The sequence below is a fragment of the Streptomyces sp. NPDC058246 genome, assembly GCF_042881985.1.
GTDB lineage: Bacteria > Actinomycetota > Actinomycetes > Streptomycetales > Streptomycetaceae > Streptomyces.
The window spans coordinates 234,761-259,069 of record NZ_JBHVWZ010000006.1; the positions used below are offsets into that span (position 1 = coordinate 234,761).

At 71.6% G+C, this 24,309-nt stretch carries 18 protein-coding genes; 9 read left to right on the plus strand and 9 right to left on the minus strand.

What is annotated here, in order from left to right; translation table 11 throughout:
* Positions 1-178: 178 nt before the first annotated feature.
* Genes ACFVXA_RS11865 through ACFVXA_RS11880 form a run of 4 tightly spaced genes read right to left on the minus strand, consistent with a single transcriptional unit; the run spans position 179 to position 6,004 of the window.
* Complete coding sequence (locus tag ACFVXA_RS11865) at positions 179-1,339, minus strand: acyl-CoA dehydrogenase family protein (protein WP_383735253.1); 1,161 nt, start codon at positions 1,337-1,339, stop codon at positions 179-181.
* An 11-nt stretch (positions 1,340-1,350) separates the two neighbouring features.
* Entirely contained in the window at positions 1,351-2,298 is a 948-nt protein-coding gene (locus tag ACFVXA_RS11870; RefSeq protein ID WP_390024794.1) for a hydroxymethylglutaryl-CoA lyase, read from the minus strand.
* Positions 2,295-4,373: an acetyl/propionyl/methylcrotonyl-CoA carboxylase subunit alpha gene (locus ACFVXA_RS11875; protein ID WP_390024796.1), complete on the minus strand. Its 2,079-nt coding sequence runs from the start codon at positions 4,371-4,373 to the stop codon at positions 2,295-2,297. The genes ACFVXA_RS11870 and ACFVXA_RS11875 overlap by 4 nt, the downstream gene beginning before the upstream one ends.
* A gap of 14 nt (positions 4,374-4,387) precedes the next feature.
* Complete coding sequence (locus ACFVXA_RS11880) at positions 4,388-6,004, minus strand: carboxyl transferase domain-containing protein (RefSeq protein ID WP_362017853.1); 1,617 nt, start codon at positions 6,002-6,004, stop codon at positions 4,388-4,390.
* 118 nt (positions 6,005-6,122) lie between these two features.
* Between ACFVXA_RS11880 and ACFVXA_RS11885 the strand changes: the two genes are divergently transcribed.
* The 5 genes from ACFVXA_RS11885 (at position 6,123) to ACFVXA_RS11905 (ending at position 11,028) form a co-directional block, all read left to right on the plus strand.
* Positions 6,123-6,713 (plus strand): TetR/AcrR family transcriptional regulator, encoded by a 591-nt coding sequence (locus ACFVXA_RS11885; RefSeq protein WP_362017854.1) that lies wholly within the window; start codon positions 6,123-6,125, stop codon positions 6,711-6,713.
* Between the two features lie 100 nt (positions 6,714-6,813).
* The gene (locus ACFVXA_RS11890; protein WP_390024798.1) at positions 6,814-7,971 is read left to right on the plus strand and encodes an acyl-CoA dehydrogenase family protein; all 1,158 of its coding nucleotides are present in this window, start codon (positions 6,814-6,816) and stop codon (positions 7,969-7,971) included.
* A 34-nt stretch (positions 7,972-8,005) separates the two neighbouring features.
* Entirely contained in the window at positions 8,006-8,884 is an 879-nt protein-coding gene (gene tesB, locus ACFVXA_RS11895) for an acyl-CoA thioesterase II (RefSeq protein WP_362017856.1), read from the plus strand.
* A 3-nt stretch (positions 8,885-8,887) separates the two neighbouring features.
* On the plus strand, positions 8,888-9,868 hold the full coding sequence (locus ACFVXA_RS11900) for a cation diffusion facilitator family transporter (RefSeq protein WP_384396201.1): 981 nt from the start codon (positions 8,888-8,890) through the stop codon (positions 9,866-9,868).
* 461 nt (positions 9,869-10,329) lie between these two features.
* Positions 10,330-11,028, plus strand: coding sequence for a maleylpyruvate isomerase N-terminal domain-containing protein (locus tag ACFVXA_RS11905; RefSeq protein ID WP_390024800.1), 699 nt, complete (start codon positions 10,330-10,332; stop codon positions 11,026-11,028).
* Positions 11,029-11,111: 83 nt separating this feature from the next.
* Here ACFVXA_RS11905 and ACFVXA_RS11910 read toward each other — a convergent pair whose 3' ends face one another.
* Complete coding sequence (locus ACFVXA_RS11910) at positions 11,112-11,900, minus strand: phosphatase (protein ID WP_390024802.1); 789 nt, start codon at positions 11,898-11,900, stop codon at positions 11,112-11,114.
* Positions 11,901-12,164: 264 nt separating this feature from the next.
* Positions 12,165-13,979 carry a PucR family transcriptional regulator ligand-binding domain-containing protein gene (locus tag ACFVXA_RS11915; RefSeq protein WP_390024804.1) on the minus strand — a complete coding sequence of 605 codons (1,815 nt, stop codon included), beginning with the start codon at positions 13,977-13,979 and terminating at the stop codon, positions 12,165-12,167.
* A gap of 216 nt (positions 13,980-14,195) precedes the next feature.
* Between ACFVXA_RS11915 and ACFVXA_RS11920 the strand changes: the two genes are divergently transcribed.
* The 3 genes from ACFVXA_RS11920 (at position 14,196) to ACFVXA_RS11930 (ending at position 18,409) form a co-directional block, all read left to right on the plus strand.
* Positions 14,196-15,656: a sodium:solute symporter gene (locus ACFVXA_RS11920; protein WP_390024806.1), complete on the plus strand. Its 1,461-nt coding sequence runs from the start codon at positions 14,196-14,198 to the stop codon at positions 15,654-15,656.
* A gap of 99 nt (positions 15,657-15,755) precedes the next feature.
* Positions 15,756-16,724, plus strand: coding sequence for an agmatinase (gene speB, locus ACFVXA_RS11925; protein WP_362017862.1), 969 nt, complete (start codon positions 15,756-15,758; stop codon positions 16,722-16,724).
* Positions 16,721-18,409, plus strand: a complete 1,689-nt coding sequence (locus ACFVXA_RS11930; RefSeq protein ID WP_390024808.1) for a thiamine pyrophosphate-binding protein — start codon at positions 16,721-16,723, stop codon at positions 18,407-18,409. The genes speB and ACFVXA_RS11930 overlap by 4 nt, the downstream gene beginning before the upstream one ends.
* A gap of 124 nt (positions 18,410-18,533) precedes the next feature.
* On the opposite strand, the gene ACFVXA_RS11935 is transcribed toward ACFVXA_RS11930, so the two are convergent.
* Both ACFVXA_RS11935 and ACFVXA_RS11940 read right to left on the minus strand, forming a co-directional pair.
* Positions 18,534-19,337 (minus strand): endonuclease I family protein, encoded by an 804-nt coding sequence (locus ACFVXA_RS11935; protein ID WP_383734969.1) that lies wholly within the window; start codon positions 19,335-19,337, stop codon positions 18,534-18,536.
* Positions 19,338-19,579: 242 nt separating this feature from the next.
* Positions 19,580-21,868: an ArnT family glycosyltransferase gene (locus ACFVXA_RS11940; protein WP_390024810.1), complete on the minus strand. Its 2,289-nt coding sequence runs from the start codon at positions 21,866-21,868 to the stop codon at positions 19,580-19,582.
* A gap of 311 nt (positions 21,869-22,179) precedes the next feature.
* On the opposite strand from ACFVXA_RS11940, the gene ACFVXA_RS11945 reads away from it, so the two are divergent.
* Positions 22,180-23,103 (plus strand): serine hydrolase, encoded by a 924-nt coding sequence (locus ACFVXA_RS11945; RefSeq protein WP_383902397.1) that lies wholly within the window; start codon positions 22,180-22,182, stop codon positions 23,101-23,103.
* Positions 23,104-23,440: 337 nt separating this feature from the next.
* Here the strand turns inward: ACFVXA_RS11945 and ACFVXA_RS11950 are convergent, their stop codons facing one another.
* Complete coding sequence (locus ACFVXA_RS11950; RefSeq protein ID WP_390024812.1) at positions 23,441-24,292, minus strand: helix-turn-helix domain-containing protein; 852 nt, start codon at positions 24,290-24,292, stop codon at positions 23,441-23,443.
* Positions 24,293-24,309 lie beyond the last annotated feature (17 nt).

Here is a 24,309-nt window from a genome sequence, read left to right on the forward strand (position 1 = left end):
GGGCGGAGCGCCCGCCGGACAAGTTCGAAGGTAGGTTAGCCTAACCTCACTACTTGTCCAGAGGGTGGGTGACTCCGCACCCGGTGCGGCGATGCGGTCAGGCCTTGCCCTCGGTCACCGCCCATGCGCCGTCGGCCGGTTGCCGACCGTCTCGTCGCCGGAGCGCAAGGAACCGGGGTCAGCCCACCAGCCCCAACTCCCGCGCGATCAGCATCCGCTGCACCTCGCTGGTGCCCTCGCCGATCTCCAGGATCTTGGAGTCGCGCCACATGCGGGCGACCGGGTACTCGTTCATGAAGCCGTAGCCGCCGTGGACCTGGGTGGCGTCACGGGCGTTGTCGACGGCGACGGTGGAGGAGTAGAGCTTGGCGAGGGCCGCCTCCTTCTTGAAGGGTTCCCCGCTCACCAGCCGGGACGCGGCGTCGCGCCAGGCCAGGCGGGCCGTGTGGGCCTTCATCTCCATGTCGGCGATCTTGAACTGAATGGCCTGGTTCGCGCCGATCGGCCGCCCGAACGCGTGCCGCTCCTTGGCGTACTTCACCGACTCGTCCACGCAGCCCTGCGCCAGCCCGGTCGCCAGCGCGGCGATGGCGATCCGGCCCTCGTCGAGGATCCGCAGGAACTGCGCGTACCCGCGGCCCTCCTCGCCGAGCAGGTTCGCGGCCGGTACGCGCACGTCGGAGAAGGACAGCTCACGGGTGTCCGAGGCGTTCCAGCCGACCTTCGAGTAGGGCGCGGCGACCGTGAAGCCCGGGGTGCCGGACGGCACGATGATCGCGGAGATCTGCGGCTTGCCGTCGGGTTTGCGGCCGGTGACCGCGGTGACCGTCACCAAACCCGTGATGTCCGTGCCGGAGTTGGTGATGAAACACTTGCTGCCGTTGATCACCCACTCGTTCGTCTCGGGGTCGAGCCGCGCCGTCGTACGCGTCGCGCCCGCGTCGGAGCCGCCGTCCGGCTCGGTCAGCCCGAACGCGCCGAGGATCTCGCCGGAGCAGAGGCGGGGGAGCCACTCTGCCTTCTGCTCGTCGGTGCCGAAGAGGTGGATCGGCATGGCGCCGAGTGAGACCCCGGCCTCCAGGGTGATGGCGACCGACGAGTCGACGCGCGCCAGCTCCTCCAGGGCGATACCGAGGGCCAGATAGTCGCCGCCCATGCCGCCGTACTCCTCCGGGAACGGCAGCCCGAACAGACCCATACGGCCCATCTCCCGCACGATCTCGTACGGGAACTCGTGCCGCTCGTAGAAGTCGCCGATCTTCGGCGCCACGACGTCGTGCGCGAACTCCTCGACCGTACGGCGCAGTTCTTCGAGTTCGGGGGAGAGGCGGTGGTCCAGGGACATGGGGATCACTCCTGGTGGGAGAGGGCTTTGACGGTGCGGGACGGGCTGGGTCGGCCCAGTTGTCCGGCCATCCACACGCTGGTGGCGGTGAGACGGCCGAGGTCGACCCCGGTGTCGATACCGAGGCCCTGGAGCATCCATACGAGGTCTTCGGTGGCGAGGTTGCCGGTCGCGGACTTCGCGTACGGGCAGCCACCGAGGCCGCCCGCGGAGGCGTCGACGGTCGTGACGCCGTGCTGGAGGGCGGCCAGGGTGTTGGCGAGCGCCTGGCCGTAGGTGTCGTGGAAGTGCACGCCGAGCGCGCTGGTCGGCACGCCCTCCTCGTTCAGCTCGGCGAGCAGGCTCTGGACATGGCCCGGGGTCGCCACACCGATGGTGTCCCCGAGGCTCAGCTCGTCGCAGCCCATGTCCATGAGCGCCTTGCAGACGCGCACGACCTGGTGGATGGGGACCGCGCCCTCCCACGGGTCGCCGAAGCACATGGAGAGGTAGCCGCGGACGTGCGCCTTGTCCGCCTTGGCCCGGGACACCACCGGCTCGAACATGGCCAGGGCCTCGTCGACCGTCCGGTTGAGGTTGGCCTTCGCGAAGGACTCCGTCGCACTGGCGAAGACGGCGATCCGGCGGGCGCCGAGGGCGAGGGCCCGGTCGAGCCCCCGCTCGTTCGGCACGAGGACGGGCAGCCGCACCCCCGGCAGATCGCTGATCAGCGGGAACAGCTGCTCGGCGTCCGCCAGTTGGGGCACCCACTTGGGGTGGACGAAGCTGGTGGCCTCGATGGTGGTCAGACCCGCGTCGGCGAGGCGGCGGACGAACTCCGCCTTCACCTCGGTCGGTACGGTCGCCTTCTCGTTCTGCAGGCCGTCGCGCGCGCCGACCTCGTGGATCCGCACCCGGGCGGGCAGGTCCTGGGCCGCCACGACCATGGGGAGGCCCAGCTCGGGGGTGCTCATGCCGTCTCCTCGTCCACGGGGGTGATGACCGCCAGCACCTGGTCCATGGCGACGGTCGTGCCCGGGGTGACGTCCAGCTCGCTGACGGTCCCGGCGTGCGGCGCGGAGACGACGTGCTCCATCTTCATCGCCTCGACCACCAACAGGCTCTGTCCGGCGGTCACTTCGTCACCGACGGCGACCTTCACGACGGTCACCGTGCCCGGCATGGGCGCGGTGAGCGAGTCGGCTCCGCCGTGGGCGGCACCGGTGAGGGAGGCGGCGACGGGGTCGTGGTCCAGCACGTTCCAGGCGTCGCCGTCCCGGCCGAGCCAGGTGCCCGCCGGCAGGGCGGCGAAGGTGTGGGTGACACCGTCGAGCCGGAGGGCGAACCGGGGTGAGGTCCGCCCTCCCGGGGCCGGGGTGAGCACGGTTCCCCGGAGGGGCTGGTTCTTGTCGCCGAGCAGCAGCTCGGTGCCGCCACCCGCTGTGCCACGGACGCGGACGGTCACGGGATCGTGCCCCGGCACCCTCAAGTGGTGCGCCGTCCAGGCGGGTTCGCCGCCCAGACGCCACCCCTCCGGCACGGAGAACGGATCGACCCAGCCGGAGGCCTCGGGGCGCAGGGCGCTCTGGCCGGCGGCCTGGGGGCGGAGGGCGCTGTGGCCGGCGGCCTGGGGGTGAAGGGCGCCCTGGCGGAGCAGCGCCGCAGCCGCGTACACCTCGTCGGGCACCTCCCCCGAGACCAGCCCGTCGACCTCCCGCTCCACCAATCCGGTGTCCAGCTCCCCCGCCACCACCGCGGGGTGCGCGAGAAGCCTCCGCAGGAACCCGGCGTTCGTCTGCACCCCCAGCGTGACCGTCTCCGCGAGGGCCGCACGCAGTTTGCGCAGCGCGGTCGCGCGGTCGGGCCCGTACGCGATGACCTTGGAGAGCATCGGGTCGTAGAGCGAACCGACCTCCGTGCCCTCGCTCAGGCCCGAGTCGGTGCGTACGCCGTCGCCCTGGGGCTCGTGCAGAGCGAGCACCGTGCCGCCGGAGGGGAGGAACCCGCGCGCGGGGTCTTCGGCGCAGACGCGCGCCTCCACCGCGTGCCCGGTGAGTCTGATGTCCTCCTGCCCGTACGGCAGCCGCTCGCCCGCGGCCACCCGCAGCTGCGACTCCACCAGGTCGATCCCCGTGATCAGCTCGGTGACCGGGTGCTCCACCTGGAGGCGGGTGTTCATCTCCATGAAGTAGTACGAGGACGGGTCGTTGCCGGGGACGATGAACTCGACCGTGCCCGCCCCCTCGTAGCCGCAGGAGCGGGCCGCCTGGACGGCCGCCTCGCCCATCGCGGCGCGGGTCTGCTCGTCGAGGAGCACGCTCGGCGCCTCCTCGATGATCTTCTGGTGGCGGCGCTGGAGGGAGCACTCGCGCTCGCCCAGGTGCACGACGTGGCCGTGACCGTCCGCCAGGACCTGGATCTCGATGTGCCGGGGGCGGTCGACCCAGCGCTCGACGAGGAGGGTGTCGTCGCCGAAGGAGGCGCGGGCCTCGCGGCGGGCGGCGGCGATCTCGTCGGCGAGCCGCGCCGCGTCCCGCACCAGGCGCATGCCCTTGCCGCCGCCGCCAGCCGAGGGCTTCAACAGCACCGGCATGCCGATCTCGAGGGCGGCGGCCGCCAGCTCCACGTCCGTGAGCCCGCTGCCCGACGAGCCGGGGACGACCGGCACCCCGGCCGCCCGCACCGTCTCCTTGGCGCGGATCTTGTCGCCCATCAGGGAGATCGCCTCGGCGGGAGGCCCGATGAAGACGAGGCCCGCCTCGGCGCAGGCGCGCGCGAAGGCCGCGTTCTCCGCGAGGAAGCCGTACCCCGGGTGGACGGCCTGCGCGCCCGTGCGCGCCGCCGCGTCCAGGATCCGCTGCACGGACAGATAGCTCTCGGCCGCCGGCGCCGGACCGATCCGTACCGCCGTGTCCGCCTCGCGTACGTGCCGGGCGTCCGCGTCGGCGTCGGAGAAGACGGCCACCGAGCGTACGCCCAGTGCGCGCAGGGTGCGGATGACACGGACCGCGATCTCGCCCCGGTTGGCCACAAGCACGGTGTCGAACATGGTCAAGAGGTCCCTCACATCCGGAAGACGCCGAACTGGGGGTCACCCAGGGGCGCGTTGGCGCACGCGGTCAAGGCGAGCCCCAGCACCTGCCGGGTCTCCATCGGGTCGATCACGCCGTCGTCCCAGAGCCGGGCCGTCGCGTAGTAGGCGTTCCCCTGGCGCTCGTACTGGGCGCGGATCGGGTCCTTGAAGGCCTCTTCCTCCTCGGCGGCCCAGGACTCGCCGCGCCCCTCCAGCTGGTCGCGCTTGACGGTCGCGAGGACCGACGCGGCCTGCTCGCCGCCCATCACGGAGATCTTGGCGTTGGGCCACATCCACAGGAAGCGCGGCGAGTACGCCCGGCCGCACATCGAGTAGTTGCCCGCGCCGTACGAACCACCGATCACGACCGTGAGCTTGGGGACCCGCGTGCACGCCACCGCCGTCACCATCTTGGCGCCGTGCTTGGCGATGCCCCCTGCCTCGTACTGCCGCCCCACCATGAACCCGGAGATGTTCTGCAGGAACACCAGCGGGATGCCGCGCTGGTCGCACAGCTCGATGAAGTGGGCGCCCTTCTGGGCGGATTCGGAGAACAGGATGCCGTTGTTGGCGACGATGCCGACCGGGTGTCCCTGGATCCGGGCGAAGCCGGTGACGAGGGTCTGCCCGAACTCCGCCTTGAACTCGGCGAAGCGCGAACCGTCGACCACGCGCGCGATGACCTCGCGTACGTCATAGGGGGTGCGGGAGTCGACCGGCACCGCGCCGTACAGCCCGTACGGGTCCACCTTGGGCTCCACGGACTGCTGGACGGCCCAGGGGAGGGGCCCGCGCGCGGGGAGGGTGGCCGCGATGTTCCGGACGATCCGCAGCGCGTGCGCGTCGTCCTCGGCGAGATGGTCGGTGACGCCCGACACGCGCGCGTGGACCTCGCCTCCGCCCAGCTCCTCCGCCGTGACGACCTCGCCGGTTGCGGCCTTCACCAGGGGAGGGCCGCCGAGGAAGATCGTGCCCTGATTGCGCACGATCACGGCCTCGTCGCTCATCGCCGGGACATACGCCCCGCCCGCCGTGCAGGAACCGAGGACCGCGGCGATCTGCGGGATGCCGGCCCCCGACATCCGCGCCTGGTTGTAGAAGATCCGCCCGAAGTGCTCGCGGTCGGGGAAGACCTCGTCCTGCATCGGCAGGAAGGCGCCTCCCGAGTCGACGAGATAGACACAGGGGAGGCGGTTCTCGAGGGCCACCTCCTGGGCGCGCAGGTGCTTCTTCACCGTCATCGGGTAGTACGTGCCGCCCTTGACGGTGGCGTCATTGGCGACGATCACGCACTCCCGCCCGCTGACCCTGCCGATCCCGGCGATCACCCCGGCGGCCGGGGCCTGCCCCTCGTACATCCCGTCGGCCGCCAGCGGGGCCAGCTCCAGGAAGGGCGAGCCGGGGTCGAGGAGGGTGTCCACGCGGTCGCGCGGGAGCAGCTTCCCGCGCGCGGTGTGCCGCGCGCGGGCCTTCTCGCCGCCGCCGAGCCGGGCCGCGGCCAGTTTGCCGCGCAGCTCCTCGCCCAGCGTGCGGTGCGCCGCCTCGTTGGCCCGCCAGGCCTCCGACGCGGGGTCCGCCGCGCTCGTCAGCTCCGGTGCCTCGTGCATCCTGCGGTCCCCTCACCCAGTGGTCACCAGTCGATGAACCGTTCGAACCTTGTTAATGAGCGTTAACGCATGCCCTTCAGGTTAACGACCGCTAACCTCCCTGTCTAGAATTACTTCCATGGCCATGAGAACGGACGCCCCCACCCGGCGCGAGCAGATCCTCAAGGAGGCCGCCCGGCTCTTCGCCGAACGCGGTTTCCACGGTGTCGGAGTGGATGAGATAGGAGCGGCCGTCGGCATCAGCGGCCCCGGTCTCTACCGGCACTTCGCCGGCAAGGACGCGATGCTCGCCGAACTCCTCGTGGGGATCAGCGGACAGCTGCTCACGGGCGGCAAGCGCCGGGTGGCGGAGGCCGACGGGAGCGCCGAGGCGCTCCTCGACTCGCTGATCGAGGGGCATATCGACTTCGCGCTCGACGACCGCCCCCTGATCACCCTGCACGACCGCGAGCTGGACCGCCTCCGGGACAGTGACCGCAAGCTCGTCCGCCAGCTCCAGCGGCAGTACGTGGAGCTGTGGGTGGAGGTGGTGCGCGAGGTGTACCCGGCCCTCACCGAACCCACCGCCCGCTCCGCCGTGCACTCCGTCTTCGGTCTGCTGAACTCCACCCCGCACCTGGGGCGCCCGGGTGCGCTGCCGGGGCGCGCGGGAACCGCCGCGCTCCTGCACCGGATGGCCCGTGGTGCCTTCGAGGCCGCGGGGGAGTGACGAGCGTCTCGGGGTGGTTGCTCTGGACGACCAACGTGACCGACCGGTAACGTGGTATCTGAGCAAGCGCTTAGACATGTATCCGGTGGAGGTGGCGGTAGTGCGCCGTACTGTGTTCAACGAGGACCACGAGGCGTTCCGGGAGACCCTGCGGGCCTTCATCGAGGCCGAGGTCGTCCCGGTCTACGACGAGTGGTTCGCCGCGGGCCAGGCGCCGCGCGACTTCTACTACAAGCTCGCCGAGCTCGGCGTCTTCGGCATCCGCGTCGACGAGGAGTTCGGCGGCGCGGGCATCGACTCGTACAAGTTCGAGGCCGTGATGTACGAGGAGACGGCCCGCGCGGGTGTCCAGTTCGGCGGCTCCGGTGTGCACGTGCTGCTCGGCCTGCCGTACATAAAGATGCTCGCCACCGACGAGCAGAAGAAGCGCTTCCTGCCGAAGTTCGTCTCCGGTGAGGAGATGTGGGCCCTCGCGATGACCGAGCCGGGCACCGGCTCCGACCTCGCGGGCATGAAGACCACCGCGAAGCTCTCCGAGGACGGCACGCACTACGTCCTCAACGGCTCCAAGACCTTCATCACCGGTGGCGTCCACGCCGACCGCGTGATCGTCTGCGCCCGCACCTCCGCCCCCTCGGCCGAGGACCGCCGCTTCGGCATCTCCCTGTTCGCCGTCGACACCAAGTCCGAGGGCTACTCCATCGGCCGCAAGCTGGACAAGCTCGGCCTGAAGACCTCCGACACCGCCGAGCTGGCGTTCGTCGACGTGAAGGTGCCGGTCGAGGACCTCCTCGGCGAGGAGAACAAGGGCTTCTACTACCTCGGCCACAACCTGGCCTCCGAGCGCTGGGGCATCGCCTTCGGCGCCTACGCGCAGGCCAAGGCGGCCGTCCGGTTCGCCAAGGAGTACGTCCGGGAGCGCACCGTCTTCGGCAAGCCGGTCGCCTCCTTCCAGAACACCAAGTTCGAGCTGGCCGCCTGCCAGGCCGAGGTGGACGCGGCGGAGGCCGTCGTCGACCGCGCGCTCGAAGCCCTCGACGCGGGTGAGCTGACCCCCGCCGAGGCCGCCAGCGCCAAGCTGTTCTGCACCGAGGTCGCGCACCGCGTCATCGACCGCTGCCTCCAGCTGCACGGCGGCTACGGCTTCATGAACGAGTACCCGATCGCTCGCCTGTACGCGGACAACCGCGTCAACCGCATCTACGGCGGCACCAGCGAGATCATGAAGTCGATCATCGCCAAGGACATGGGCCTGTAAGGCCCGCGAAAACAGCGCACGGTACAACTGCCGCATGAGCGAGGCACTCCAGTCCCTCCTCGATCTGCTCGATCTCGAGCGGATCGAGGAGGACATCTTCCGCGGCCGGTCCAAGTCCGCCGTCGTCCCACGCGTCTTCGGCGGACAAGTGGCGGCGCAGGCACTGGTCGCCGCCGGGCGCACGGTCCCCGAGGACCGTCACGCCCACTCCCTGCACGCGTACTTCCTGCGCGCGGGGGACCCCGGCGCACCCATCGTCTACTCGGTGGACCGCATCCGCGACGGCCGCTCCTTCACCACGCGCCGGGTGGTCGCGGTCCAGCACGGACAGCCGATCTTCCATCTCTCCGCGTCCTTCCAGACGTACGAGGAGGGCATGGAGCACCAGGCCGAGATGCCGCCCGCACCCGACCCGGAGACGCTGCCCACGGCCGCCGAACTGCTGCCGCTGTACGCCGACGTCTTCTCGGACCCGGTGGTCGTGGAGCGGTTGCTGGAGGCCCGCGAGTCCGTCGACCTGCGCTATGTCGACGCGCCGCCGTACGGCACCGTCGGCGAGGTACGCGAGCCGCGCTCCCAGGTGTGGTTCCGCACCAACGGCAAGCTGGCCGACGACCCGCTCCTGCACGTCGTCCTCGCGACCTACGTCTCCGACATGACGCTCCTCGACTCCATCCTGCTCGCGCACGGCCGCGGTGGCTGGGTGACGGGCGATGTCGTCGGGGCGTCGCTCGACCACGCGATGTGGTTCCACCGCCCGTTCCGCGCCGACGAATGGCTCCTGTACGACCAGGAGTCGCCGTCCGCGTCCGGCGGCCGCGGCCTCGGCCAGGCCCGCATCTACACACAGGACGGCCGGCTGGCCATTTCGGTGATACAGGAGGGCGTGGTCCGCATCCCTCGGTCACACTGAGGCATGGCTGAAGCAGTTGGAGCAGCGGAGCCGAACGGCGGCGGCGAGAGCACCTTCACGGTGATCGTCGCCGCCGTCGCCAATCTGGGGATCGCGCTGGCGAAGGCCGTCGCCGGGGTGATCAGCGGGTCCAGCGCGATGCTGTCCGAGGCCGCGCACTCGGTGGCCGACACGGTCACCGAGGTCCTGCTGCTCACCGCGCTGAAGCGCAGCGAGAAACCCGCCGACGAGGACCACCCCCTCGGATACGGCCCCGAACGCTACATCTGGGCGATGCTCGCGGCCGTGGCCACCTTCGTGGGCGGCGCGGTGTTCTCCCTCTACGACGGCATCCACACCCTCGCGGCGGGCGAGAAGCTGGGCGACCCTCTCATCTCCTACATCGTGCTCGCGATCGCGTTCGTCCTGGAGGGCTACTCCCTGCGGACCGGCGTACGCCAGGCGGGCGGCGAGGCGGCGCGCCTCGGGGCACCCTTCAAGCGCTACCTCCGCCACACGCCGGACACCGCCGTGAAGGCCGTGGTCATGGAGGACTCCGCCGCGCTGATCGGTCTGGTGCTCGCCGCCGGGGGCCTGCTCGGCGGGCAGCTCACCGGCTCCGGCGTCTGGGACGGCATCGCGTCCCTGTGCATCGGCGCACTCCTGCTGTACGTCGCCTGGGTCCTCGGCCGCTCCAACGCGGAGCTGCTGATCGGCCGCCCGCTCCCCAAGCCGATACGGGAGCGCATCCGCGCCGAACTGCTCGCCGTGCAGCACGTGGAGGCCGTACTGGAGCTGACGACCCTGGTCCAGGGCCCGCGCGAGGCGCTGGTCGCCGCCAAGGTCGACTTCCGGGACGTGTCGACCGCCGCACAGATCGAGTGGGCCTGCGAACAGGCCGAGCAGCGGCTGCGGGAGGCCTTCCCGGCGGTGACCCGGGTGTATCTGGACCCGACACCGGGGTATGCGCAGCGGCGGACGGAGGGGTTGAGTCCCTGGCCGTGACGTGCGGACGTCCGGCGCGCTCCTGGACGGACGGATTCCGGTGAGCCGCAGGCCCCCGCCCGGGGGCGTCGCGCCGCATCCGGGCGCCCGCCGGGTGCCGGGGCTGCGTCGCGAGGAGGTCGCCCAGCTTGCCGGGGTCGGCGTCGACTACTGCATCCGCCCGGAGCGGGGCCGTACCCAAGGCGTCTCCCAGGCCGTCCTGGAGGCCGTCGCCCGCGCCCTGGAGGGCGACCCCGAGCAGACCCTCGTCGTCTACACCCCCGAACCCGCCTTCCCTCCGCCGAAGCCATCGACTTCCTGGCCGGCTGGACGAACACGTCCACCACCGGGCCGCAGGTCCCCGAGGAGACGCACAAGCCGGCCGGCTGACACCCAGGTCCGGTTCTGGGGGACTGGACCTGGGTACGGAGCCGTGCGGGCGTCAGGATGACGTCGAACAGGGAGTGGAGCGAGGGGGCGTCATGGCTGACATCGATGTGCACGGGGACGCGGACGGCGGTACGTGGAACTGGCGTGGCGGGCGGATCCGGGAGGCCTTTCTGGAGGCGGCCGGGACCGTCGCCGGGCTGCTGGCGGAGCCCGCCGTCGCCGCCGCCTGGGACAAGCCCAGCGCGCTGCCGGACTTCGGCGTCGGGGGACTGGCGGGGCACCTCGCCTGGCAGGAGCTGGCCCTTCCGGAGCTGCTGGCGGAGCCGGAGCCCGTGGAGCCGGTGGTGTCGCTGCGGGAGTACTACCTGGAGCGGGTGACCTGGCTGGACGCCGGCGTCGACGGCGCGGTCAATGTACGGATCCGGCGTGGCGGGGATGCCACGGCGGCGGACGGGCACGAGGTGCTCGTGGCGCGGGTGCGGGACACGGTGGCGCGGCTGCGGGAGGAACTGCCCACCGTGCGGGCCGGCCGGCCGATCCGGGTGCGGTCCTGGGGCGACTGGTCCCTCGACCTCGACGACTTCCTGCTCACCCGGCTGCTCGAACTCGTCGTCCACGCCGACGACTTGGCGTACAGCGTGGGGCTGCCGACCCCGGACTTCCCCGAGCGGGTGACGGCGCCGGTGGTCGAGCTGCTGGCGCGGCTCGCGGTGCGGCGGCACGGGACGGTGGAGGTGATCCGGGGGCTCGCCCGCACCGAGCGAGCCCCCGCGTCGATCGCCGGTCTCTAGGCGACCCGGGGTGTCTCCAGGCGACCTGGGCGTCTCCGGGCGTCCTGGGCGTCTCCGGGCGTCCTGGGCGTCCTGGGACGTCTCTAGGCCAGGCCCGCCTGGGCCAGCAGGTAGGCCGTCATCGGGTCGTAGAACCGGGGGCTCTTGACGTGGTCGTCGAGGGGGATCGTCACCTGGACGGTCCCTTCGGCCTCGGCGAGGAAGAGGGCGGGGTCGTTGGAGTCGGCGTAGCCGATGGAGTCGAGGCCGTGCTGACCGGCGCAGCCGGCCCACCCGTGGTCGGCGACGACCAGGTCGGGCAGCGGCCGCCCCTCGCGATCCAGGCCGGTGAGGATCGCACGCATCGGCTCGCCCGAGTGCGTGTGCCACAGCGTGGCTCCGTGCTCCAGCACGGCGACGTCCGCGAACTGGAAGACGTACCCCTCGTCGGTCTGCAAGCCGTCCGGGATGACGACGATCTCGCAGCCGGCGGCGCGCAGCGCGGCGGCGGTGGCGCGGTGCACGTCGAGCAGGCCACCCGGGTGCCCCGTCGCGAACAGCACCCGCTGCTCGCCGTCCGCCGCCTTGCGCAGCCGCGCCGCCGCCCGCTCCAGCCCGTCCAGCGTCAGCTCCGGGTCGATGGTGTCCTGCCCGTACCGGTACTCCGGGTCGTCGCTCACGCCGCACCGCTCCGCCATCACCGCGAGTACGTCCTGCTCGTCGGTCCAGCGGTCACCGAGCTCGAGGCCGAGCCAGAAATTGCGGTCGCCGTTCGCGAGCTTGCGGTAGTGGGAGAGGTTGTTCTCGCGGGGCGTGGCGACATCGCCCGCGATACGGGTCCGTACAAGGTGGTCGACGAGCTCGGCGCGGCTGGGGGTCCCGGGTATCGGCATGCTCCCCATTGTGCCGGTGAGCTCCCCTCGGCGGCCCGGTGTCCCGAGCGCTGGGACACGGGTCACTCGGGGGTACGGGGCCGGGTGGGCCCCGGCTGCCTCGTCACCGCCGCCCGGTGCGGACGCTCCCCGCCGCTCCGCGGCGAAGTCTCCAACTGGGCCCGGTTGCCTCGTCACCACCGACCGGTGCAGACGCTTCCCACCGGCCCACCGGACTCGGTCACTTGGAAGGCTTGCCTCGCGACCTCGCGACCCCGCAGCCCATCATCCCTCCCGCAACGCGAACCACAACTCCATCCGCACATCGGCGTCGTCGAGATCCGCCCCCAGCAACGTCGCACACCGCGCGATGCGTTGGCGGACCGTGTTGCGGTGGACCGAGAGGGCCACGGCCGTGCGGTCCCAACTGCCGTGCAGGGACAGCCAGGTGCGGAGGGTCTCGGTGAGGGCCGGGGTGGCGGCGATGGGGGCGAGGAGGGCACGGGCGTGGGCCTCGGCGTCCGCCGGGGGGACCAGGTCCGCCAGGGCGGGGCGCTCACCGTGGCGGACGAGCGCCGCCCGTGTCGCCCGGGCACGGGCCAGGGCGCGGGCCGCCTGGGTGTCGGCGGCCGCCCACTCGTGCGGGCCGACGGCCGCGCTGACCCCGCACGTCCAGCCCGGCTGCGCGGTGGGCTCGCGCTCGCCGGAGACGAGGACGCGTACGACGTCGCCGCCGGCGTCCACCAGTACGGAGCCCAGCGCCGCCCCCAGCGCGGACGCGGAGACGGCGTCCGGCGCGGGGCCGTCCCCCGCGGGCCGGGCGTGCACGACGATCCACCGCTCGCCGCCGAGGAGCGGCGCCACGTCCTCCGGTGCCGCCCCGAGCAGCAGCCGCACCAGCGCCGCCGAGCGCGCGGCCCCGCTGCCGCTCTGCTGCTCCCCGGTGAGCAGGGAGAGCAGCACGGCCGCGACGGAGGCGATGGTGTGGTCCCCGGGGTCCCGGCGCGGCGCCGCCACCCCGAGCACAAAGCCCTGGCCGCTCCCGAGGGCGTACGCGGCGAGATGTGTGCCACCGACCGAGTCGGTGGCGGAGGACGGCGTGGGTCCCTGGGCATCCCCCGGCCGCACCACCCTGGCCAGCTCGGCGAGGGCCTGCATGACTGGGGGCTGCGCGACCGGGTGCTGTGTGGCTGGGGTCTGCCCGGCGGGCGCCGTCGCGACCGGGGCCTGCCCGGCTGCGGGCTGTCCGGTCGGGGATTGCCTGGCGGGCGACGGTCCGGTGGGCGATGGCCCGGCTGGGTGCTGTGTTGCTGAGATCTGCCCGGCCGGCGACGGCGCGACCGGGGCCTGCCCGGCTGGGCGCTGTCCGGTCGGGGATTGCCCGGTGGGCGAAGGCGCGGCGGGCGACGGCGCGGCTGGGCGCTGTCCGGCCGGGTGCTGCTCGGTCGGGGGCTGCCCGGTGGGCGTCGGCGTTCCCGTGCCGTTCGGCCACGGCATCCGCCCCGCTTCCGCCAGCTCCGCCCCGTCCGGTCCGTACAGCACCGCCCGGCCCCCCACCCGCTGGGCCAGCTGCCGTAGCACCGCCGGTACCGGGTCCGGGCGGGCCGCGGCCGCTGCCAGGCTCTGTTGGGCCTCTGTCACGCGGCGCAGTTCGGCCAGGCGGGCCTGGGCCATCAACTGCCACACGGCGCGGGCCACGCCGGAGAACGTCGTCTGGGGCGGGACTTCCAGCAGCGGGAGGCCGTAGGTGTCGCAGGCCTCGGCCAGCGCGCGCGGAACCGTGTCGTGGACCGGGGCGAGGCCGAAGCCGAGGGCCGCGCCGCCCGCCGCGACGATCCGGGAGACGTAGTCGTCGAAGTACGTACCCGAGCCCGCCGCCTCGGGGATGTGGACCCCGGCGGTCAGCAGCAGCTCGCCGCCCAGCAGGTAGGGGTACGGGTCGGCCATCTCCGACGTGTGCGCCCAGTGGATCACCGTGTCGGGGTCCGACGGGCCCGCGATCCGGCGCAGGCCCAGGTCCTCCCGGGCCAGGAGCGCGGAGAGCGGGACCGGTGGGGTGGGCGGGACGGGACGGACAGGTGGGGCGGATGTGTCCGGCATGGTGGACGTTCTCTCCATCCGGTTCGGTGGCGGTGGATGAAACGTACACTTCAGAGTCGCTTTCCAGCCACCTAGGGTCAGTGCCGTCGGCAGCCGCGGGTACGGGCGGATGTCCCCGCGAGCAGCTGCCGACCTGCCCGGTCGGGCGGCCCCCACCCGCCGACCGCGTCCCCATCTGCACGACACGCCACCGAGAGTGCGCGAAGGAGGCCCCACATGGCCGTCGACTACACAGTGATCGTCGTCTATCTGGCCGGCATGCTGGCCATGGGCTGGTGGGGCATGCGCCGCGCCAAGTCCAAGAGTGATTTCCTCGTGGCGGGGCGGCGGCTCGGTCCCGTCATGTACTCCGGCACCATGGCCGCGATCGTCCTCGGCGGCGCGTCCACCATCGGCGGCGTCGGGCTCGGCTACCAGTACGGGCTCTCCGGCGCCTGGATGGTGTTCACCATCGGCCTCGGGCTCCTCGCCCTCTCCGTCTTCTTCTCCGCCCGCATCGCCCGCCTGAAGGTCTACACCGTCTCCGAGATGCTGGACCTCAGATACGGCGGCCGGGCCGGTGTCATCTCCGGCGTCGTCATGTGGGCGTACACCCTGATGCTCGCGGTCACCTCGACCATCGCGTACGCCACGATCTTCGACGTCCTCTTCGACATGAACCGGACGCTCGCGATCATCCTCGGCGGCTCGATCGTCGTCGCGTACTCGACGCTCGGCGGCATGTGGTCGATCACCCTCACCGACATGGTGCAGTTCGTCGTGAAGACGATCGGCGTGCTGCTGCTTCTCCTCCCCATCGCCGTCGTCAAGGCCGGTGGGTTCAGTGAGATGAAGGCCAAGCTGCCCACCACCTACTTCGACCCGCTCGGCATCGGCGGCGAGACGATCTTCACCTATGTGCTGATCTACACGTTCGGCATGCTCATCGGGCAGGACATCTGGCAGCGCGTGTTCACCGCGCGCGGCGACACCACGGCGAAGTGGGGTGGCACGGTCGCCGGCACCTACTGCCTGGTGTACGCCCTCGCCGGCGCCGTCATCGGTACCGCGGCCAAGGTCCTGTACCCGACGCTGCCCAGCGCCGACACCGCCTTCGCGACCATCGTCAAGGACGAACTCCCGGTCGGCGTACGGGGCTTGGTGCTCGCCGCCGCCCTCGCGGCCGTGATGTCCACCTCCTCCGGCGCCCTCATCGCCTGCGCCACGGTCGCCAACAACGACATCTGGTCGCAGCTGCGCGGAGCCGTCCGGCCGCAGGGCGAGGAGCACGACGAGGTCAAGGGCAACCGGGTCTTCATCCTGGTGATGGGCATCGCGGTGATCTGTACGGCCATCGCCCTCAACAACGTCGTCGAGGCGCTGACCGTCGCGTACAACCTGCTCGTCGGCGGCCTGCTCGTCCCGATCCTCGGTGGTCTGCTGTGGAAGCGCGGCACCGCGCAGGGCGCGCTCGCCTCCGTCGTGGTCGGCGGCCTCGCGGTCATCGGCCTGATGGCGACGTACGGCATCCTGGCGAACGAGCCCGTCTACTACGGGCTGCTCTCCTCGCTGGTCGTGTACGTGGCCGTCTCCCTGGCCACCCCCGCCACCGACGCGGCGGTGCTGGCCGCCTGGCGCGATCGGCTCGCGGGCCGCAGCGCCGAACCCTTGTCCGAACCGGTCCCGGCTCACCAGTAGAGTCGTAGTAGTTACACATAGCCGTACATAGCGGTACAGCCGGCAGGGCGGTAGCCGCGGTACGTACGCGATGAAGCGTAGGAAAGAAGGCACCCCACCATGAGCAGCAACGAGACGCCCCGTGGCCCCGTCGACTCGTCCCGCATCCCGCGGTACGCGGGCCCCGCGACCTTCGCCCGGCTGCCGCGCCTCGACGAGGTCGGCTCCGCCGATGTCGCCGTGGTCGGCGTGCCGTTCGACTCCGGTGTCTCGTACCGGCCGGGCGCCCGCTTCGGCGGCAACGCGATCCGCGAGGCGTCCCGGCTGCTGCGCCCCTACAACCCCGCGCAGGACGCCTCCCCCTTCGCCCTCGCGCAGGTCGCGGACGCCGGTGACATCGCGGCGAACCCGTTCAACATCAACGAGGCCGTCGAGACCGTCGAGGCGGCGGCCGACGAGCTGCTCGGCACCGGCGCCCGGCTGATGACCCTCGGCGGCGACCACACCATCGCGCTGCCGCTGCTGCGCTCGGTCGCCAAGAAGCACGGCCCGGTCGCGCTGCTCCACTTCGACGCGCACCTCGACACCTGGGACACGTACTTCGGCGCCGAGTACACCCACGGCACCCCGTTCCGTCGCGCGGTCGAGGAGGGCATCCTCGACACCTCGGCCCTCTCCCACGTCGGCACCCGTGGCCCGCTCTACGGCAAGCAGGACCTCACCGACGACGAGAAGATGGGCTTCGGCATCGTCACCTCGGCGGACATCTACCGCCGCGGCGCCGACGAGGTGGCCGACCAGCTGCGCCAGCGCATCGGCGACCGCCCGCTCTACATCTCCATCGACATCGACTGCCTCGACCCGGCGCACGCGCCCGGCACCGGCACGCCGGAGGCGGGCGGCATGACCTCCCGCGAACTCCTGGAGATCCTGCGCGGCCTTGCGTCCTGCAACCTCGTCTCGGCCGACGTCGTCGAGGTCGCGCCCGCCTACGACCACGCCGAGATCACCGCCGTCGCCGCGTCCCACACGGCGTACGAGCTCACCACCATCATGTCCCGTCAGATCGCGGAGGCCCGGAACAAGTGACCCACGACCACGACCTGGTGCTCCGTCCGTCGGAGGCCCAGACGGAGGCCGCGCTGAACCCGCCCCCCGGCCGCAACGGCGGAGACCTGGTCGTGGAGACCCTTTCCGGTCTCGGCGCGACGACCGTCTTCGGACTGCCCGGCCAGCACGCGCTCGGCATGTTCGACGCCCTGCGCCGGTCCGCGCTGCGCTACGTCGGTCTGCGCGTCGAGAACAACGCCGGTTTCGCGGCGGACGCGTACGGACGGATCACCGGCGAGGCGGCCCCGCTGCTGCTGTCCACCGGCCCGGGGGCGCTCACCTCGCTCGCCGCGCTCCAGGAGGCGGCCGCCGCCTCCGCCCCCGTCCTGGCCATCAGCAGCCAGGTCCCCACCGCCGGACTCGGCGGCGGGCGCCACGGCTATCTGCACGAACTCCCGGACCAGCAGGCGTCGTTCAGGGGCGTGGTGAAGTCGGTCCACACGGTCCGTACGCAGTCCCAGATCCCGTCCGCCATCGCGGCCGCCTGGGAGTCGGCGCTGACCGCTCCGCACGGCCCGGTGTGGGTGGAGATCCCGCAGGACGTCCTCCTCGCCGAGACCCGCCTGCCGGTGGTGACGGCCATGGACGCGACCCCGGAGGAGGTCGTCCCGCGCCCCGAACTCACCGCTGTGGCCGCCGACTTGCTGTCCCGCGCCGAGCGCCCCGCGATCATCGCGGGCGGCGGTGTCGTACGGTCGGACGCGTCCGGGAAGCTGAGGGCGCTGGCGGAGAAGCTGCGGGCCCCCGTCGTCACCACCTTCGGCGGCAAGGGCGCCTTCCCCTGGGAACACCCGCTCTCCCTCCAGTCCTGGCTGGAGGACCGCCACACGACGGACTTCCTGGAGGACGCCGACGTCCTCCTGGTCGTCGGCTCGGGCCTCGGCGAACTCTCCTCGAACTACCACACGTTCAAGCCCCGCGGCCGGGTCGTCCAGATCGAGGCCGACCTCGGCAAGCTGGAGTCCAACCACCCGGCGCTCGGCATCCACGCCGACGCGCGACTGGCCTTGCAGGCGCTCTTTGAGACGGTCGAGGAGCGCACGGATCCGACGGCCGAGGACCGCGTCCGCACGGTGCTGTCGAAGGTCTCCGAGCGCATCGCCGCCCAGGAACTCACCCTGGAGCAGGACGTGCTGGCGTCGGTGCGCCGCGCCCTCCCCGACGACTCCCCGTCCTTCTGGGACATGACGATCCTCGCCTACTGGGCCTGGTCCGCCTTCGACCCCCGCCGCTCCAACACCATGCACTCCGCGCAGGGCGCGGGCGGCCTCGGCTACGGCTTCCCGGCGGCCCTCGGCGCGGCGGCGGCCGACCCGAGCCGCCCGGTCCTCGCGGTCTCGGGCGACGGGGGCGCGTTGTACTCGATCGCCGAACTGGCCACGGCCAAGCAGTACGGCCTGAACGTCACCTGGCTCATCGTCGACGACGGCGGCTACGGCATCCTCCGCGAGTACATGACCGACACCTTCGGCCAGGCGACGGCCACCGAACTCGCCCGCCCCGACTACGTCGCCCTCTCCGAGTCCTTCGGGGTGCCGGCCGTGCGCACGACCCCGGAGACCCTCGAAGAGGACCTCTCCAAGGCCCTGGCCGCGCCCGGCCCTTCGGTGGTGCTGCTCCCGGCGGTGCTGCGGATGTTCGCCCCGACGCACCTGGGGGACTGACCGCCGGGAGGCGGGACTCACTTCCGGGGAACGGGACTTACCGCCGGGAGACGGGACCGACTGCCGGGAGACGACGAGCGACCGGCTGCCGAAAGACGACGAGCGACCGGCTGCCGGCCGACCGCTACCAGATCGCCTCCACCCACTCCGGGTGGTCGACGAACGGGTTGCGGTTGTGCTGGTAGCTGTCGTAGATGACCTGATTGCGCTTCTCCTCGAAGGCGCTCGGCGGGTCCTCGTCGTTCCACTCCTTGAGGACGGAGAGCTTCCCGATGTACGGGTTGCTGCCGTTGTTCACCTTCTCGTTGGGTTCGAGGTCGGCCCAGCCGTCGTCGCCCTCGTACCGCACGGCCATATAGAGGATCATGCGGGCCACGTCGCCCTTGTCCGCGTCGCGCGGCTCGAACGAGTCGGAGTCGGTGAGGCTGCCGCCCCCGCCGCTGACCGTGCTGCCGCCGTTGTCGAAGTCCTTGTTGCCACGAATGCTGTTGACCTGGACGTCCGCGGGACGCAGGTGGTGCAGGTCCGTGCCGGGACCGGTCGCCTCGCCGAAGTCGCCGTGCGACTTGGCCCACGTGTGCTCGCGGTTCCAGTCGCCGACGTCGCCGCCGTTGAGGGACTTGGCTCGCGAGGTGCCGCTGTACAGCAGGATCACGTTGTTGCTGTTGTTCGGGTCCTGGTCGGTGACCATGAGCGCGTTCCAGACCGCGGAGTACGAGATCTTGGTCTGGCTGCTGATGATCGTGTGCAGCGAGGACTTCAGGCTCGTGCCCGTCTTGCCGACCGCGTTCTTGTAGTACGTGCTGTCGTACGTGGTGGTCGTGGCGCTCGCGGAGGTCGCGGTGACCGTCGGCAGCGTGAGGCCGACGAGCACGGCGGAGGTGGTCAGCGCCAGCGTCTTCCAGTGGCGTCTGTGCGTGGCGGGCATGTGGGGACGTCCGTTCTACGCGGGTTGAATGAGCGGTCGACCGGATCGTGACATGGACATGTGTTTCGGCGCGTGAACGGGAGGGGTCGGTTGTGTGTCGGGAACCGGCAAGTCGCTTGGTGCGCACGTGATTTGTGCGCCATGTGCGTGCGAGGCGGCATACCGCTGCGGCCCCCGACCGAGGGGTGCTCGGTCGGGGGCCGCCGTGCGCGTGGGCGTTCGGCCTACGCGGTCGAACCACGTCAGTCGAGGTCCGAAGGGTCCAGACGGTAGAGCGACGACGTCTGGCCGTCCTGCGCCTGCGAGTTGGAGTCGGACGCGGCCCCGGAGCTGGAGCCGGAGCTGCCGCTGGAGCCGGTCGAGGAGGTCGCGCTCTTGCTGTAGGCGCTCTCCTGCACCGCCGTACCGTGCTTCTGCACCCAGGCCGTGACGTCGGAGCTGACGCTGTCGGTGCCGCCCCGGCCGCCGCCCATGCCGCCGCCGAGCTGGATGTAGTGCAACTCGCCCTTCTTCACCAGCTCCTTGAGCTTGGCGAGGGTCATCGCCTTGTCGGTGCCGGTCCAGCCCCACATGGAGATGACGGGCTGTCCGCTGCTCACGATCAGCGCCGAGGCGCTCTGCGAACCGGACACCGCGAGCAGCCAGGTGGCGCCGTCCCGGTGCTTCTCCAGGTATGTGATCAGCTCGCTGTTCGCGCCGCCTCCCATTCCGCCGCCGCCGAAGCCGCCGCGCCGGCCGGTGGCGCCACCGATGCCGCCCGCGCCGCCGGCGCCGTTCGGGGGCGTACCCGTCCCGCCGCCGGCCACCGCACCGCCGCCGGGCGCACCGCTCGGCGGCATACCCATCCGGCCGTTCCCGCCGCCCTGTCGGGCGCCTGCTTGGCCGCCGCCCTGGCCGCCCTGCTGGGTGCCGCCCGGCAGCTCGCCGTTGCCCAGGCCGCCGCCGTTCCCGGCGTTGCCGCGGGCGAGGCCGCCCGGGCCCCCGCCGCCGAAGCCGCCGCGCCCGCCCGTGGCCGGCCCGGCCGTGGGGTTGGTGCCGCCCATGCCGCCGCCCGAACCCGAGGGCACCGAGGCGGCGTACGCGGCGGGACCCGCGACGGACGCGACGACGGCGGCCGCCACGGCGGCCGCGAACAGCTGGATGCGCCGTCCGGAGCGGAAGACCAGCAGGCCCGCGATGGCGAGCGCCATGACGACCGCGACGGTCGGCCACAGCCAGGTCTGCCAGCCGGAGGCCCGGCGCAGCAGCACGATCGACCAGATGCCGGTGGCGCCGAGGGCGAGGGGCAGGACCCACACCCATCGCTTGTCGGCGCGGAACGCGCGCAGCAGCAGGACGCCGCCGCCTCCGCACAGCGCCGCGATGCCGGGGGCGAGGGCGGTCGTGTAGTACGGGTGCATGGTCCCCTCGGCCATCGCGAAGGTCAGGTAGTGCAGCGCGGTCCAGCCGCCCCAGAGCACCAGCGCGGCACGCGTGAGGTCGGTGCGCGGCGCACGGCCGCACAGCACCAGACCGCCCACGAGCGCGATGCCCGCGAAGGGCAGCAGCCAGGAGATCTGACCGCCGAGGATGTCGTTGAACATCCGGCCGATGCCCGCGGCGCCGGAGAAGCCTCCGCCTCCGCCACCGCCGCCTCCGCCGCCCATGTTGCCCTCGCCGCCGAAGACCCGGCCCAGGCCGTTGTAGCCCATGATCAGGTTCCAGGCGGTGCCGTCCGTCGAACCGCCGATGTACGGCCGGTCGGAGGCGGGCACCAGTGACACCGCCGCCGCCCACCAGAAGCTGGAGACGGCCAGCGCCACGCCCGCGAGCAGCAGGTTGACGAGGCGCTTCACCAGGGCGAGGCGGGCCGCGTACAGATAGACCGCGAAGACGACGGGCAGGGCGATGTAGCCCTGGAGCATCTTGGTGTTGAAGGCGAGTCCGAAGCAGACCGCCGAGCCGAGCAGCGGCAGCAGCTTGCCGTCACGCGTCGCGCGCAGCGCGAGGGCCGCGCCGCCGACCATCAGCAGGACCAGCAGGGAGTCGGGATTGTTGTCGCGGTTGATGGCGACGGTGATCGGGGTGAGCGCGAGCACGAGTGCGGCGATCGCCGCGGCGGCGTGCCCGAACACCCGCTTCACCGAGGAGTGCAGGATCCAGATGGTGCCGAGCGCGGCTCCGGTCAGCGGCAGCATCATCTGCCAGGTGCCGTAGCCGAACACCCGGCAGGACAGGCCCATGACCATGAGGACGAGCGGTGGCTTGTCGACGGTCATGAAGTTGCCCGCGTCGAGCGAACCGAAGAACCAGGCCTTCCAGCTGTGCGTACCGCTGAGCACGGCCGCGCTGTAGAAGCTGTTCAGGCTGGAGGAGGAGAGGTTCCAGGAGTACAGGACTCCGGCCAGCACCAGGATCGCCAGCAGCGCGGGAAGCGACCAGCGGGGTGCGTGGGGTGTGGGGGACGGCCCCTGGGGAGGCTCGGCGGCCGGTGCGCCGGGGGCCACGGAGCGGCCGGGGGCCGGGGACAGTGGGTCGGTGGCAGATGTCACCAGTGCACCCTGCATACGTCCGATGGGCACGGGCTGTGCCCTGCCTGGGGGCGAGCTGTGGATGCATGAGATCCAGGTAAGAGTCCGCCCGCCCCGGCCCCCCGAACCGTCGTATCACCGGCATCCCCGGCCCCCGAAGCGTCGTATCACCGGCTTCCCCGGTCCCCCGAACCCGTCGTACAAGCGGACGACCGGGCCCTCGAACCCCCGCCATGGGAACGCCCGTACAACTTTCGGGCACCTCTGCGAGTCAAGGGAGGCGAGCGCGCCTCGGGTGCGCTCGTATCGGTTCAAGGGGATGGGAAGCTTCCATGACTCACCGGATATCCCGGGGTGCCCGTGTGCTCGCAGCGAGCCTCGGCGCCGGCGTGATCGTGCCGTTCGCCGTGGCCGCCGCGCCCGCCGTCGCCACGACGCCGACGGTCAGCTGTACGTCGGACAAGGCGGGCCTGGCCACCAAGCTGCAGAAGGACATCACCGCGGCGCTGGCCAGTCGTCAGGGGACGGTCGCCGTCGGTCTGTACGACCGGGCGACCAAGACCACGTGCACCCTGCGCGGCAGCACCGCCTTCGACTCCGCCAGCGTCGTGAAGGTGACCGTCCTCGCCACGCTGCTGTGGGACGCCAAGAAGCACAACCGGTATCTGACGGACCGCGAGACCACGCTCGCCACCGCCATGATCACCAAGTCCGACAACGACGCGACCACCTCCCTCTGGCGGCAGCTCGGTGTGACCAAGGTCAAGGGCTTCCTGACCGCCGCCGGGATGACCCAGACCGTGCCGGGCGCGAACGGTTACTGGGGTCTCACCCAGATCACCGTCCGCGACGAGCAGAAGCTGCTCGCCCTGGTCACCGCCAAGAACTCCGTCCTGAGCGACAACTCCCGCGCGTACATCCTGAAGTTGATGGGCAAGGTCATCTCCTCGCAGCGCTGGGGCACGCCGGCGGGGGCGCCCTCCTCCGTGGCCGTGCACGTCAAGAACGGCTGGCTGTCGCGGTCCACGCACGGCTGGCGGGTGCACAGCATCGGCACCTTCAACGGCGGTGGCCACGACTACATGATCTCCGTGCTCACCCACGGCAACAGCACCATGGACTACGGCGTCGCCACCATCCAGGGCGTGGCCAAGGCCATCCACAAGGACCTCGTGCCGGTGACCACCAGCGCCCAGCGCTACACCCCGACCAGCACCCCGAGCGAGGCATTCCCGGCAGTGCCGCCCCGCGGCTGACCCTGTACGCGTCCGACGCTTATCGGCGCCCTGCGGGGGCTCGGGGCGCCGACCTGGGTTGTGTACCTCGCGGCAGGGGCGTTCGACCATCTAGCCCTCGGGCCCGCTGCCCCCGGAGCGTGAGCAGCCGCCTCATCGCATGCCTTGGCTACCCCGGCCGGTTCATCAAGCAGGCCTGATCTTTCGGCCGCCGCGAAAGATCCCGGATCTTCCGGGCAGTCTCGCGGCGTTCCTCGGCCGAGATCCAGTCGGCCGTGAATGTGTTGTTCGCGAGGCTGACGTGACCGCCGGCTCGGAGGTAGACCCGGCTCGGCTCTGCCGACCGGCAGAGCTGGGGTCAGCTCACGTTGAGCTCCCGGCGCGCTCGGCTGATCAGGTTCTGAGCGTCGGTGCCGAAGACGGCCGACTCGCGGAGCGTGCGCCAGGTGCGCAGGTACAGCGCGATCGAGTCGGCGTCGTCGATCCAGAGCTCGGCGTGCCAGACCTCGACCATGACGAGACGCTCGTCATGCACCCAGAAGCCTCCGGTCGGCGGGATCTTCAGCGAAGCCGTAAACGGGATGATCCCCAGCCGGACGGTGTCGAGGCCGACCAGTCCGGCGAGGCGATCGAGCTGCGCCGCTAGCACCGGGGGCGGACAGATCAGCGACCTGAGCGCCGGCTCGCCGATCAGGATCTCGAAGTGCTTGCGGGCGTCGTACAGGAGCTCCTGACGCTTGAGGCGTGAGCGCACGGCGGCCTCGGTGTCGCGGGGCGAGCGCTGGAGCTCCGCATACCGGTTGAACACGTGCCGGGCATAGTTGGCCGTCTGGAGGATGCCCGGCACGGTGACGCTCTCGAAGCCGTGCACGAGGGCTGAGCGCTCGTACTCGGCCGCGATCGTCTGCTGGACCGGCTGATGCCCGGCGGCGAGCTGGCGCCGCCAGGACCGGATGTGCGACTCGAACCCCCTTAGCCGGGCCAGGAGTTCGCTGTACGACTCGGGCTGGCCGGTCGCCTCTGCCCACGCCTGAAGATCCTCCGGCGTCGCGGTCTGCCTGCCGTTCTCCAGCTTCGAGATCTTGGGCTGTGGCCAGCCGAGGAGCTCTGCGAGACGGGTACCGGTGAGACGTCCCTCGGGGGCAGACATGCGGAGCTCTCGCAGGCGCACCTCGAGCGCCTCGCGTGCCTGCTGATAGTCCGTCGTCACCGGTAACCGCCTCGTCG